Below are 12,279 nucleotides of genomic sequence, written 5' to 3' on the forward strand. Positions count from 1 at the left end.
CAAACGCAACACACTTGCATTAACAACACGGAGGCGACAGAATACCCGACGCGCAGATGCCTGCCCTTTCAAAGCCCCTGTGGCGCCCCGGCATTCCCCTGCCACAACAAGCACAGCACCATGTTGATCGACCCCCTCTCCTACGCCACCTTTGTCGCCGCCAGCGCAGCACTGATCCTGGTGCCCGGCCCGGCCCAGGCCCTGGTGCTGGCCAACACGCTCACGGGCGGGCGCCGCGCGGGCGCATTCACGGCGGTGGGCCTCAATGTGGGCACCCTCATCCATGCGGCTGCCGCGGCACTGGGCCTGTCGGCGCTGCTGGCCACCTCGGCGCTGGCCTTTGCGCTGGTGAAGTACGCCGGCGCGGCCTACCTGATCTACCTGGGCATCCAGGCGCTGCGCGCCAAGGCGGGCCCGCAGCCGCAACTGCAATCCGCCACAACGGCCGCCCCGACAAGCAACAAAGCCCCGCTCACGCAGGCCATTCTGGCCGGCACGCTCAACCCCAAGGTGGCGCTGTTCTTTCTGGCCTTTCTGCCCCAGTTCGTGGACCCGGCGCGGGGGTCTGTGGTGGCACAGATGCTCATCCTGGGCGCCACCATGGCGGTGATGGATACGCTGTACGAGCTGGCCCTGGTCTCCGTGCTCTACCGCATGCGCGACCGGCTGGTGGGCAACCAGCGCTTCATGGCCTGGCAGTCGCGCATCTCGGGGGTGATCCTGATCGGGCTGGGCCTGCGGCTGGCCGCGCAGGAGCGGTAGCGCCCCGTCACTCAAATGTACCGCTGGATGTAGGCATCAGGAATACGATGCACAATACGCACACGCTACTTCAGAGCATCCCAAGTTTGCACAGACCATTAGAATCCGTTAAACCAATACACAATACAAACACATGATTGAAGAAATAAAAATAGAAAATTATAAATCCATTGAGGAAATAAAAATACCTCTTGGACTAGTTAATGTATTTATTGGAGAAAACGGAGCTGGAAAAAGCAATATACTTGAGGTAATTGCATTAGCAGGCGCAGCTGCAGCTGAGAAGCTTGATAATGAATTTCTAAGCTCCCGTGGAATTCGAGTGACCAATCCAGAAGGTATGCGCCCAGGATTTAATGGGTGCGACATAAATGCTCCGATCAAAATAACAGTAAAAAACAACAAAAAAGACACCGCCAAGTTTGAATTAAACAACGACAATCTACCATATTCAAAATGGACATGCACCCAAAGCAGCAACGAGAGCTTTGATCTCCAGTATCAAGAATTTGAATCTCTTCTCAAAGATTTTCAAGAGCTCGCATCTTCAAAATCCACCGAAGATAACAAACAAAAAACCGAGGCTATTGGTGATTTTTTTCTTGCATTCGCAAAACACCTTGAATCAGTTGATTCAAAAAAATTTCGCGAAACAGGGAAAATTCATTTCAACTACGAGATAGCAGACGAAAAAAAAGGAAAAATAATAACCAACAGGATATTTAAAAACTCTAGCTTCGCTCAGTATCTTGGCAATTTTGTGGTTTATTCCCCCGAAAATTCCGCACTACGAATGCTGCAAAAGGAAGGTCAAATTGAACCCCTTGGAATTAATGGCGAAGGTGTTTTTCGACTGCTATCCGTAATTGAAAAAAACAATCCCGAGCAATTTGAAAAAATCAAATCCTCACTACGATTGCTTGGATGGTTTGAGGATTTTAGATTAAAAGAAGATTCAGGAAATGGAACTTTAGAAGTTAAAGACCGCTACCTCAGCGATTCTTCGAAATATCTCGACAGCATTAGCACGAACGAAGGCTTCCTCTTTTTGCTATTTTATTTTTTATTATTTTCAAGTCACCTTACCCCATCATTTTTTGCCGTTGACAATATCGACGCGTCCCTTAATCCAAAGCTATGCGAAAAATTGATGAGGGAGTTAGTGAAAATTGCCAAAACAACAAAAAAACAGGCCATATTTACGACACACAACCCCTCCATTCTTGACGGAATAAATCTTGATGATGACAATCAAAGACTCTTTGTAGTCTCACGCGGTCGAACCGGGAAAACAAAGATTCAGAGAATATTAAAACCGGCATACGAAAACCATCCACGCCGTTTATCCGAACTCTTTATCAATGGAGTTCTAGGCGGTTTACCCAAAGCATTCTAATGACAAGATTTGCACTAATAACAGAAGGAATAACCGACCAAGTTGTTATAGACAATATTTTGGGAGGCCACTACGATGAAGACGTTGACGTTCAAATAATTCAGCCGGCGAGGGATGCGACCGACCAAGCGCGACAAGGAGAAGAAGGCGGATTCGAGAGGGTACTGGAGTTTTGCCAACTACCAAGCTTTTCCGATATATTTTTATATAATGAATTTTTAATTATTCACATTGACACCGACATTGCATCCCATCCCAATATCAACATAAACCCCTTCGACAAAGGCAGAAAAAAGAGTGCCAAGCAGATTGTAGAAGATTTTTCCAAACTTATTCAATCAAAAATAGCCCCTGATTTATTTAATCAGTTTGGCAGGAAAATAGTTATGGCAATCCCAGTAGATTCAATAGAGTGCTGGATATTACCGATTTACGAAAAATCCGACAAAACCCGAAAAAAAGATACGGGATGCGAGAATGCTCTACAAAGAGCCCTAAACAAATCCAACACAACTTACTCCAAAGATTACAACTGCTATCAGACCATTTCAAAACCATTACTAAAAAGAAAAGTCTTGGAGGAATGTGCAAGCAATCAAGCCAGTTTAAAAATATTTTTAGACTCTCTTCCACCCATTGAAAACACTCAGCCCGAATAGCCACCTCTGCAAAACCACTTGCAGCAAAACAACGCGAAGCTCCTTAAAAACCTCAAGACGTCAACTGTATTATTTATTCCAAGGGGAACCTCTCAAAACCCCGCCATTCCACACTGAGCCCTTCGCTCCCGTATTGACCCCCGCATGATCACCCCCGGCAGCGCACTGAAGTTCGACCTGTTTGCCGAAGCCTCGCGCAAGCGCAAGATCGACGAGGCGGGCGACCCGCTGCAGACCATCGCCCAGCACATCGACTTCGCCGAGCTGGCAGTGTTGGTCGATGGGATTGTGGGGAGGGCAGACGCGCGCAAGGGCGGACGCCCCGCCTACCCCACCGAAGTGATGGTGCGCGTGCTGGTCTTGAAGCGCCTGTACAACCTCTCGGACGAGCAGATGGAATACCAACTGCTGGATCGCCTGAGCTACCAGCGCTTTTGTCTGCTGCAAGACGCCATGAACATCCCGGACCGCAACACCATCTGGCGCTTTGCCCAGCGCATTGGTGTAGATGGCGCCACTGCCTTGTTCCAGGGCGTGGATGCCCAGCTGCAACGCCATGGCTACATCGCCCGGGGCGGACAGGCCATCGATGCCACCCTGGTGCCGGCACCACGCCAGCACATCGGCAAGGAGGACAAGGAACGCCTGGCCCAAGGCAAGACCTCTGACTGGAACGAGGCAAAGCGCAGGCAAAAGGACTTGGATGCCACCCACACCAAGAAACACGGCAAGAGCCACTTCGGCTACAAGCTCAGCGTGAGCGTGGACATCAAGCACCGCTTCATCCGCAAGATCGCCACCGGCACAGCCAGCGAACGCGACGGGCACCACTTCGATGCTGTGCTGGACGAGGACAATACCGGACGGGATGTCTACGCCGACAAGGCCTATCCCTCAAAGTGCAGACAAGAGATGCTCAAGGCATTGGGCTGGCGCGATGGCATGCAGCGCAGGGCCAGCAAAGACAAACCCTTGAGCGAATGCCAAAAGAGGCGCAACCGCAAGATTGCCAGCAAACGGGCCAAGGTGGAACACGTGTTCGCCGGCATCCGGCACCTGGGAGGAAAGTTCATCCGCACCATCGGGCAGGCGCGGGCGGATGTAGCGATGACGCTGATGGCCGCCTGCTACAACATCAAGCGGCTGGCGATGTTCCTGCACAAGGGCGTGGATCCATTCTATAAGAACACCACAGCGTAGGCGCGGGGGCCTCAACGGGGCCATCGAGTGTCAAAAGCCATGCACGAGAGGATCAAAGCAGCCTCAATCGAGCAGCGCCAGACCCCTTGAATGGGCTTGCAGAGCGTAAACGCGTGCCTGGATCGGCCTGCGCTCGTATCGCGAGTGCCGCTTGATCCGGATCTGATGAAAGCCGGGTATTGAGAGGTTCCCCAAGGCAGATGTCCTGGCCCAGCACAACGACCACACGCACCCTGATGCGTCGGACTCGGCCTCGCGCAACCAAATGCCCGCCAGGCGGCTGCGCGGGTCTTCGATGCGGGCACTCTGTGCGTCGTCGCAAGCGCACAGGAACAGTGACGATAGCAAGGCCAAGGCGAGCACGGATGTCTTCATAGGCTCGGCATCATAGACAGATGCGTACTGCCAGCCGGAACGCAGGCAACGCCTGCCCAGAATGACCGGCAGCGGCTACCGATGGGGGTGCTCCGCGAACTGCGGGGCACCGTCACAGATGCCCACCCAGTGCGGCTTCTCCTTGACGAATTCGTGGAACTGGTTGGCCAACATAAGCTCGTCATCGAAGCAATTGGCCGCGACGGGAAAGGCCTTGTCACCCGACGTGACCTCGCCCAGCGAGGTGCCGCAGCGCGCGCAGAAGCAGCGTTTGTACTGGTAGGGTGCCGGCGGCTCGTAGGTGGTGATGCAGTCGGCCCCCGCAAGCAGCGTGAAGGCCTCGCGCTCGGCGAACACAAAGGTGCTGGCACCGAGCTTGCGGCAGCGCGTGCAATGGCAGGTGCCCATCATGGTGGGCGGGCGGGACAGCGTGAACCGGACGGATCCGCAGCAGCAGCTACCGTGGAGCATGGTGGGCCTTTCCTTTCGTTGGAAATCGATACTGTATTTAAATACAGTATCGATGGCAAGAGGCCCCTTGCCTGCCCCGCCCTTCCCCCTCGGCTCAGCGGCCGAGCTTGGCGCGGATCCGGTCCAGCCCCTGGCGCGCCAGTTGGCCCGTGCGCCGCGCGCCGGCCTGCACCTGTTCGGCACTGGGCAGCGCCTCCTGCGCGGCCTGGCTGGCCGTGCGCAGGCCGTCCACCGCCTGGCCCGTCAGCGCCTCGCCGCGCTTCTTCAGCGCTTCCACCTGCTGGGCCGTGGGCATCTGCTCTTTCGTCCATGACGCAGCCTTGCCCACCGCGCCCGCAATCTGCCCGGGCAATTCCGTTCCACGCATTCTGAGTTCCTCCATCTGCTGCGCCGTGGGCAGCTGTTCGCGGGTCCATGCCGCTGCCTTGCCGGCGGCACCGGCCACCTGGCCGCCATAGTGGTTGGCATGGCCCTTGGCCTGGGTCCAGGCCTTGGCGATCTCGCCCGGGGGCGGGGTCTGCAAGGTCTGCTGCACCTGGGCCAGCAACTGTTGTTCGGGCTCGGCCAGCACGGCCCCGCCGGCTGCCAGCATCTGTGCCAGGAAGGCGCCCATTTCGGCCGCGATGACCTGGTGGTTGCAGTCGGGGTTGGCATGCAGAAAGGCCGACAGCTCGCGCGCCAGCTCCTGGGGCGCAGCCTCGGCCAGGCCGGGCTCGATGGCGGCCATGGCGCGCGCGACAAAACGTGCGTCCAGCCCCCACTCGTCCACCAGGTGCGCGGCCAGGAAGTCGCGCCGCTGCGGCGGCACCATGCCCTGGGCGTCAGCGGCCAGCCGCAGCGACAGCGGTGCGATCAGATCGAACAGCGCCAGGCCCAGCGTATCGAGCGGGGTGTTGAGGCAGCGCGGAATCTCGATGACCCGGCTGCCCTTGGACGCACCGAGCCAGCGGTACATGCCATAGCAGGCTCCGCCCGAGGCCAGCGCCGCCAGCGCCACCCAGCCCACCGGTGTGACCGCCGCCCCCATGCCCAGCGCACCCACCACGCCCGAGGGCGCAAAGAACGCCGAGGCCACCAGGCTGGACTTGGCGACGGCCGCACCCGCGCCGGCAGCGCCGATCACGTCCCACAGCTCGCGCCCGCGGTTCACCATGCGCAGCGAGGCGTACGCGTTCTCGCCGATGGCCAGCTTGGCCTTGAAGCGCAGCGGCTCGGCCACCACGCGTTCGATACCGTCCAGGCCCGAAGCGGCCTCCTGCACAGCCTGGGGTTCGACCTTGGCTATCTCGCTCACTCTGCAGCTCCCGTGTTGGTCCTCGCCGGGAATGATCGCACGGGCCTGCCGAAAATCCCAAGCGCAGTTCCACGGCACGCCGCAGGGACACTGCGCTCAGCTCCCGGTAGAGGCATAGTGCCGCACACCCACGCGCCAGGCCCCGAAGGCCGCGGCCAGGAACACAAAGCCCGCCAGCGGCGACACCAGCCCCACCCACGCGGGCGCGCCCAGCGGGTCGGCCTTGCCCAGAATGGCCAGCACCGGGTAATAGGCCACGCAGGCCAGGGGCACGGCAAAGGTCAGCACGCGGCGGAACCACGGTGCGTACAGGGCCAGCGGGTACTGCGCCGCCTGCACGCCGCCGTAGGTGAGCACGTTGGCGATCTCCAGGCTCTCCACCGTCCAGAACGAGAGCGTGCCCTGCAGCACCAGAATGCCCAGGAACAGCGCCACGCCACCCGCCAGCGCCCACAGGGCAATGGCCACGGTGGCGGGCGTCCAGGCGATGCCCGCCTGCACCGTGGCAAAGCCCAGCACCAGCAGGCCCTGCGCCAGCCGGCCCAGGCGGCTGATGCGAAAGTCATGCCCCATGAGCTGCAGGGCCAACGGTCGCGGGCGCAGCAGCAAACGGTCGAAAGTGCCGGTGCGCAAGAACTCGGTGCCCAGCACATCGAAGCCACGGCCCAGCGCATCGGCCACGGCAAACATGCAGTTCACCAGCCCATAGAACAGCGCCACCTCGCCGATGCCCCAGCCCTGCACCTCGCCAAAGCGGTGGAACAGCGCCCACACCCCGATCACCTCGATGCCCGTGGCCAGGAACTGGCCCAGCGTGAGCATCAGCGCCGAGGCCGGGTAGCGCGCCTGCCCTGCGAGCGAGGCGCGCACGAGGCGGGCAAAAAGTGCCAGAGACCCCATATCAGCCTCCCTGGACCTCAAGGCGCCGCATGGTGTGCGCCATGGCCGCGCGGCCCAGCACCACCAGCAGCACGATCCACCCCGCCTGCAGCGCCAGGCCGCCCAGCGCCTGCAGGCCGGCCAACTGCCCGAAGTAGATACGCGCCGGGATGTCCATCACCCCCGCCAGCGGCTGCAGCAGCAGGGCCGTCTGCCAGGCATCGGGCAGCAGCACCAGCGGCAGCAGATTGCCCGAGAAGACGATGACCACCGGCGCTGCCAGCGCGTTGATGCCGCGCTCGTTGAGCGCCGCCACCGCCGCGATGTTGAGCAGCATGACCAGCGCGGCGGACAGCAGCAGTGCCAGCAGCGCCGATGCCGCAAACGCCAGGCCCGCGGCCACCCCGGCCGGCGGCTGCCAGGCCCAGGCGCCCAGGCCCGCCAGGGGCAGCGCCAGGCCGGCAAAGGCCAGCATCAGCGCCAGGCGCGGCAGCACGCGTGCCGCGATCCACCCGGCCGAGCGCACGAACCACAGCGTGTACGCATCCACCGGGCGCATGCGGTCGTAGGCGATGGAGCCGGTGCGCACGGCCTGCGCCACCTCGGGGTCGCCCAGCCAGGGCAGCAGTGCCAGCAGCCCCTGGGCCAGCCAGGTGTAGGTGATGGCCTGGGCCAGCGACATGGGCGCGCCATCACCGGCACTGCCGGCATAGAAGGCGGCCAGCACCATCACCTTGATGCCACCCCACCAGCACTGCGTGGCAAAGCCCGCATACGCCGCCGTGCGGTACTGCAGCATCTGCAGAAAGCGCGAGGCGAAGGCAGCCCTGTAGGGGCGCAGCCGTTCGTGCAGGGGCATGGCGGTGTTCGTCATGTCCGTCACGCCTCGGTGGCGCTGTGCAGGGCGTAAAAGCGCGTGATGACGGCCTCGATGGCCATGCCCTCGTCGTCCTCGGCATCCGCCTGCAAGCCCGTTTCGGCACGGCGCGCGGCCATGACCTGGGCGCGCAGCGCCTCCACCGGGCCATCGGCCAGCACGCGGCCGTGGCCGATCACGATGACGCGCTGGGCCAGCGCCTCGATGTCGTGCATGTCGTGCGTGGTCAGCAGCACGGTGGTGCCGCGCTCGCGGTTGGCGCGCAGCACGAACTCGCGCACCGCGAGCTTGGAGGGCGCATCGAGCCCGATGGTCGGCTCGTCCAGGAACAGGATGTCGGGCTCGTGCAGCAGGGCCGCCGCGATCTCGGCGCGCATGCGCTGGCCCAGCGAGAGCTGGCGCACCGGCTGGTCGAGCAGGCGCTCCAGTTGGAGCAGTGCCACCAGCTCGTCGCGCGTGCGTGCCAGGCGCACCGGGTCCACCCGGTAGATGTCGCCCAGCAGGCGAAAGCCGTCGCCCACGGGCAGGTCCCACCACAGCTGGGTGCGCTGGCCAAACACCACGCCGATGTGCGCCACATGGCGCTCGCGGTCGGCAAACGGGTCGCGGCCATTGACCTGCACCCGCCCGCCATCGGGCCGCAAAATGCCCGCCAGGATCTTGATGGTGGTGGACTTGCCCGCCCCGTTGGGCCCGATGAAGCCCAGCAGCTCGCCGCGCTCCAGCGCGAAGGACACGCCCGCCAGCGCTTCCACCGTGCGGTGGCGCGGGCGCAGCAGCGCGCGCAGGGCCCCGCCCACGCCCGGGTCGCGCTCGTGGATGCGGTAGCTCTTGCGCAGCTGGTCGACAACGATCTGTGGCATGGGGCGGGAGGGCAGCGCGGTGAAGGGGGGCGGATTCTAAGCGGTTTGCCCCCGCCCTTGCCCCGCCTGCTGGCGCTTGCCGTGCTCTAGCTCTTGCGGTCTGGCGCTACCGGCCACGGTCGGCCCTCTTCTTCTCCCGTTTCGCCCAGCCCTCGGCCCACGCGAGCAGCGGGTTCAGGGCTTCGCACAGGCGCCGGCCTTCCGGGGTCAGCTGGTAGCCCCCTGCGTCGTGCTCCACCAGGCCAGCGGCCCTCAGCTCGGCCAGCCGCATGTTCAGCAGCCGCGAGTTGGTCTCGCAGGCCTCCTGCAGCACCCTGAACGTGGCCGGATCGCCCCGGAGCTCCCACAGCAGGCGCAAGGTGGTTCGCCGCCCGAGCAGGTCCAGGGCCACCATGATGGGCCGCCCGGTGGTCGAGCCTCTGACAGGCTGTCCGATTTCTGGATTCTTCATGCTTTACTTTTTACAGCATAAAAAGCTACGATGGGCTACTTTACCTACCCCAAGGAGACCGCAGTGACCTGTCGCATCGCGCCAGCCCCCATGCCCTTCGATCCCGAAATCGCGCCCACCATCGAGCGCGTCATGAAGGGACAACCGCCGCTGCACCTGTTCGCCACGCTGGCGCGGGACACCCGGCTGGCCCAAAAATTTTTCGCCGCGGGCCTGCTGGACAAGGGGCACCTCAGCATCCGCCAGAGAGAGCTTGTCATTGATCGGACAACGGCACTGTGCCGGTCCGAGTACGAATGGGGCGTGCACGCCACGCTGTTCGCAGGGGTTGCCGGCCTGACCGCCGAACAGCTCCATTCGACTGCTGTTGGTGGTGCGGATGACCCCTGCTGGACGGGTGAAGACCGTTTGCTCATTCGCCTGTGCGATGCGCTGCACCAGGGCTGCGACGTGCCCGATGCACTGTGGTCCGAGCTTGCAGCACACTTCAGCGAGGAGGCGCTGCTGGAACTGTTGATGCTGGCAGGCTTTTATCGCACCGTGGCCTATCTGACCAACGCACTGCGAATGCCTCTTGAGAACGGTGTGGCGCGATTCCCCAAGCCCTGACCGCAGGCAGGAAACGCCACCCCCATCCAGAAAGCCACCGTGGATACCGACCAACTCGTCTCGTTTCTGGGCCACTCCTCCGTGCATGGCGCCCTCGACGCCTTTCTGAGCGCCCACGGCATCACCCGCCGACCCCGCCTGAGCGACAGCTACCCGTACAAGGTGGCCACGCCCGTGCCCGGCCTGGCCTTGGCGTTCGAGGACTCCGCCCAGGTGCAGGCCCTGCACATGGCCCGAAAGAGCGACGGCGAATTCGTCCTGCACGAGCTGTATTTCGACTGCGACCCAAAGAAGCACAGCGGCGCCTTCTTCCAGGGCCTGCTGCCCCTGGGCATGGGGGCGGCACGCTCCATGGCGCAGATCGAGGCGGCGCTGGGCACGCCCCGGGTGCGCAGGGATACCACCAATCCCAGGTTCCCGGGCCTCTTCGCCAGCTACCTGGCAAAAGAGGGCATCGTCGTACAGCTCAAGTTCACGGATGCCGAAGGCAGCGCGCTCAAGTTCGTGCGGGTCGGGCTTCTGGACAGCCGCCACGTAGCGCAAGGGCTGGCCTGAAGCACGGATGGCCGGGGCCGATGCCAGGCCGCCGCATCACCCGCCAAAATCCAGCTGCAGATACTGGGGTGCCAGTGCCTGCAGGAACGAGCGCGCATCGCCCAGTTGCCCTGCCGACAGGGCACCGCTGAGCGCCCCCTTGGCCGCCAGGATGCGCCCCACGGCCTGCGCGGCCAGGGGGCCCGTGATGGCATAGATGTCCTGCCCGCTGGCGCTGGCGCGGCGCTCTTCGCTGCCCCGGCGCACCACCACGTCCACCAGAAAGCGCTGGGCCGAGCGGCCTGACTCATCGACCGCCACGGGCGCGGGCGTGTCGGCCGCGCGCAGCTCGGTGAGCGGGGTCTCGTTCATCCAGGCGGGCACGTCGGGCACGCGGATGTGGTGGGCGATGGTCACGGCATCGGCGCTGGAAAAGCCCAGCATGGCCTGCTCGCCGAACGGCGCGGCAAAGGCCCAGGCCTTGCGCGGCGGCACGGCGGGCGGCAGCTGGAACTGGCCATCGCGGTAGACGATGTGCTGGCCCGCATTGCGCACACCGGTCTTGCGTGTGCCCGCGGTGGGGTGCCAACTGTCCAGCGCGATGTGGATGTCGATGGCATCGGCATCAGGCCAGTCACCCAGGGCGCTGGTGGCCAGCAGGTCGCCCACGGCACCGTAGAAGGCCACGGCCGGTGCGGCGCACAGGCCGGCGGCAGCAAAGCGCCCGCCCCACTGCTCGAAGACCGCGCGCGCCGTGGGCTGCTCGGCCGACACGTCCACATAGTGCACGCCGGCCTGCAGCCCGGCCTGCAGCAGCTGGGGCGCGCTGTCGGCAAAGGGGCCGGCGCAGTTCACAACCAGCGCACTCTCGGCGAGCAAGGCCGTGAGGGCCGCGGCATCGCCATCGAGCGCCAGCACACGCAACTGCTCGGCCGGTGCATGCGGAAAGGCGGCCTGCAGCTTGCCCAGGTCGCGCCCGGCCAGCAGCACGGCGTGGCCTTGGCTTCGCAGCGCCTGCACCACAAAGCGGCCGGTGTGCCCGGCGGCACCGTAGACCAGCACGGGGCGGGCAACAGCAGGGGAAGAAGAGGAAGGGAGGGAGGTGGCGATAGACACGATACAGACCTGTACGTTTTGTTGAGGGTGGCGCGATACTACATACAGGTCTGTATCGTGTCAACACGATCTGTGGGACAATGCCGCCATGAGCCCCACCGCCCCCCGCAAGACCGGCGCCGCCAGCGCCCCCGCCACAACGCCGCCAGCGCCTGCGGGCGACGTGCAGCAGCGCATCCTCGACACGGCCTGCCAGCTGTTCTATGCCGAGGGCGTGCGCGCCGTGGGCATCGACCTCATCATCGAACGCGCGCAGATCGCCAAGACCAGCCTGTACCGCTACTACCGCACCAAGGACGACCTGGTCGCCGCCTTTCTGGAGCGCGAGGACAAGGAGTTCTGGCAGCAGTGGGACGAGGCCGCCGCGCCGCACGCCCCCGAGGCGGCGGCCGAGCTCGACGCCCTGCTCGCCTGGGTGGGCGAGCGCGTGGCCCGCCCCGGCTACCGCGGCTGCCCGCAGCTCAATGTGGCGGCGGAGTTCGCCGACCCGGCCCACCCGGCCCGCGCCATATCGGCCGCGCACCGGCTGGAGCAAAAGCGCCGCCTGGCGGCCCTGTGCAAGCGCATGGGGCTGAAAAAGCCCGAGGTCACGGCCGCGCAACTGTCGCTGCTGGTCGATGGCGCGTTCAGCAGCGGCTCGCTGCTGCTGGGCGAAGGCGCGGGCAAGGTGCTGCGCGCGGCAGGCCGCGCGCTGGTTGACGCCGGTACCTGAGCCAGAGCGCGCCGCGTTCAAAGAGCGGTTGCGGCACGCCCGTCAATTAAGAATTTCATATTCTATTGACTGACAATCTAT

14 protein-coding genes are annotated in these 12,279 nt (G+C 63.1%); 7 read left to right on the plus strand and 7 right to left on the minus strand.

Annotated features, from left to right (window positions below):
- The first annotated feature begins 120 nt into the window (after positions 1-120).
- The 4 genes from HNP48_RS08305 (at position 121) to HNP48_RS08320 (ending at position 4,017) form a co-directional block, all read left to right on the plus strand.
- Positions 121-762: a LysE family translocator gene (locus tag HNP48_RS08305; RefSeq protein ID WP_184856403.1), complete on the plus strand. Its 642-nt coding sequence runs from the start codon at positions 121-123 to the stop codon at positions 760-762.
- A 133-nt stretch (positions 763-895) separates the two neighbouring features.
- Positions 896-2,158 carry an AAA family ATPase gene (locus HNP48_RS08310; RefSeq protein ID WP_184856404.1) on the plus strand — a complete coding sequence of 421 codons (1,263 nt, stop codon included), beginning with the start codon at positions 896-898 and terminating at the stop codon, positions 2,156-2,158.
- Complete coding sequence (locus HNP48_RS08315; protein WP_184856405.1) at positions 2,158-2,817, plus strand: phage tail protein; 660 nt, start codon at positions 2,158-2,160, stop codon at positions 2,815-2,817. The genes HNP48_RS08310 and HNP48_RS08315 overlap by 1 nt, the downstream gene beginning before the upstream one ends.
- 147 nt (positions 2,818-2,964) lie before the next feature.
- Positions 2,965-4,017 carry an IS5 family transposase gene (locus HNP48_RS08320; RefSeq protein ID WP_184856539.1) on the plus strand — a complete coding sequence of 351 codons (1,053 nt, stop codon included), beginning with the start codon at positions 2,965-2,967 and terminating at the stop codon, positions 4,015-4,017.
- A 450-nt stretch (positions 4,018-4,467) separates the two neighbouring features.
- Here the strand turns inward: HNP48_RS08320 and HNP48_RS08325 are convergent, their stop codons facing one another.
- From HNP48_RS08325 to HNP48_RS08350, 6 genes are all read right to left on the minus strand, one after another.
- Positions 4,468-4,863: a GFA family protein gene (locus tag HNP48_RS08325; protein WP_184856406.1), complete on the minus strand. Its 396-nt coding sequence runs from the start codon at positions 4,861-4,863 to the stop codon at positions 4,468-4,470.
- Positions 4,864-4,957: 94 nt separating this feature from the next.
- On the minus strand, positions 4,958-6,157 hold the full coding sequence (locus HNP48_RS08330; RefSeq protein WP_184856407.1) for a hypothetical protein: 1,200 nt from the start codon (positions 6,155-6,157) through the stop codon (positions 4,958-4,960).
- A gap of 96 nt (positions 6,158-6,253) precedes the next feature.
- Entirely contained in the window at positions 6,254-7,057 is an 804-nt protein-coding gene (locus HNP48_RS08335; protein ID WP_184856408.1) for an ABC transporter permease, read from the minus strand.
- Between the two features lies 1 nt (position 7,058).
- Positions 7,059-7,895, minus strand: a complete 837-nt coding sequence (locus HNP48_RS08340) for an ABC transporter permease (RefSeq protein WP_184856540.1) — start codon at positions 7,893-7,895, stop codon at positions 7,059-7,061.
- Positions 7,896-7,915: 20 nt separating this feature from the next.
- Positions 7,916-8,776 (minus strand): ATP-binding cassette domain-containing protein, encoded by an 861-nt coding sequence (locus tag HNP48_RS08345; RefSeq protein WP_184856409.1) that lies wholly within the window; start codon positions 8,774-8,776, stop codon positions 7,916-7,918.
- A 106-nt stretch (positions 8,777-8,882) separates the two neighbouring features.
- The gene (locus tag HNP48_RS08350) at positions 8,883-9,227 is read right to left on the minus strand and encodes a helix-turn-helix domain-containing protein (protein WP_184856410.1); all 345 of its coding nucleotides are present in this window, start codon (positions 9,225-9,227) and stop codon (positions 8,883-8,885) included.
- 63 nt (positions 9,228-9,290) lie between these two features.
- On the opposite strand from HNP48_RS08350, the gene HNP48_RS08355 reads away from it, so the two are divergent.
- Together HNP48_RS08355 and HNP48_RS08360 are read left to right on the plus strand one after the other, a co-directional pair.
- Positions 9,291-9,836: a carboxymuconolactone decarboxylase family protein gene (locus HNP48_RS08355; protein WP_184856411.1), complete on the plus strand. Its 546-nt coding sequence runs from the start codon at positions 9,291-9,293 to the stop codon at positions 9,834-9,836.
- Between the two features lie 39 nt (positions 9,837-9,875).
- On the plus strand, positions 9,876-10,391 hold the full coding sequence (locus tag HNP48_RS08360) for a hypothetical protein (protein ID WP_184856412.1): 516 nt from the start codon (positions 9,876-9,878) through the stop codon (positions 10,389-10,391).
- 36 nt (positions 10,392-10,427) lie between these two features.
- Here the strand turns inward: HNP48_RS08360 and HNP48_RS08365 are convergent, their stop codons facing one another.
- A complete protein-coding gene (locus HNP48_RS08365) occupies positions 10,428-11,486 on the minus strand; it encodes a saccharopine dehydrogenase NADP-binding domain-containing protein (protein ID WP_311773816.1) in 1,059 nt (352 codons plus the stop codon).
- 88 nt (positions 11,487-11,574) lie between these two features.
- On the opposite strand from HNP48_RS08365, the gene HNP48_RS08370 reads away from it, so the two are divergent.
- On the plus strand, positions 11,575-12,198 hold the full coding sequence (locus HNP48_RS08370; RefSeq protein WP_184856413.1) for a TetR/AcrR family transcriptional regulator: 624 nt from the start codon (positions 11,575-11,577) through the stop codon (positions 12,196-12,198).
- Positions 12,199-12,279 lie beyond the last annotated feature (81 nt).

Origin of the sequence: Acidovorax soli, assembly GCF_014207955.1 — a bacterium.
In the GTDB taxonomy this organism is placed as follows: domain Bacteria; phylum Pseudomonadota; class Gammaproteobacteria; order Burkholderiales; family Burkholderiaceae_C; genus Acidovorax; species Acidovorax soli_A.

Excerpts from the sequence above, each read along its gene's own strand:
- HNP48_RS08350 (WP_184856410.1), bottom strand. The coding sequence starts at position 9,227 with ATGAAGAATCCAGAAATCGGACAGCCTGTCAGAGGCTCGACCACCGGG.
- HNP48_RS08335 (WP_184856408.1), bottom strand. The coding sequence starts at position 7,057 with ATGGGGTCTCTGGCACTTTTTGCCCGCCTCGTGCGCGCCTCGCTCGCA.
- HNP48_RS08340 (WP_184856540.1), bottom strand. The coding sequence starts at position 7,895 with ATGCCCCTGCACGAACGGCTGCGCCCCTACAGGGCTGCCTTCGCCTCG.
- HNP48_RS08325 (WP_184856406.1), bottom strand. The coding sequence starts at position 4,863 with ATGCTCCACGGTAGCTGCTGCTGCGGATCCGTCCGGTTCACGCTGTCC.
- HNP48_RS08315 (WP_184856405.1), top strand. The coding sequence starts at position 2,158 with ATGACAAGATTTGCACTAATAACAGAAGGAATAACCGACCAAGTTGTT.
- HNP48_RS08310 (WP_184856404.1), top strand. The coding sequence starts at position 896 with ATGATTGAAGAAATAAAAATAGAAAATTATAAATCCATTGAGGAAATA.
- HNP48_RS08345 (WP_184856409.1), bottom strand. The coding sequence starts at position 8,776 with ATGCCACAGATCGTTGTCGACCAGCTGCGCAAGAGCTACCGCATCCAC.
- HNP48_RS08305 (WP_184856403.1), top strand. The coding sequence starts at position 121 with ATGTTGATCGACCCCCTCTCCTACGCCACCTTTGTCGCCGCCAGCGCA.
- HNP48_RS08370 (WP_184856413.1), top strand. The coding sequence starts at position 11,575 with ATGAGCCCCACCGCCCCCCGCAAGACCGGCGCCGCCAGCGCCCCCGCC.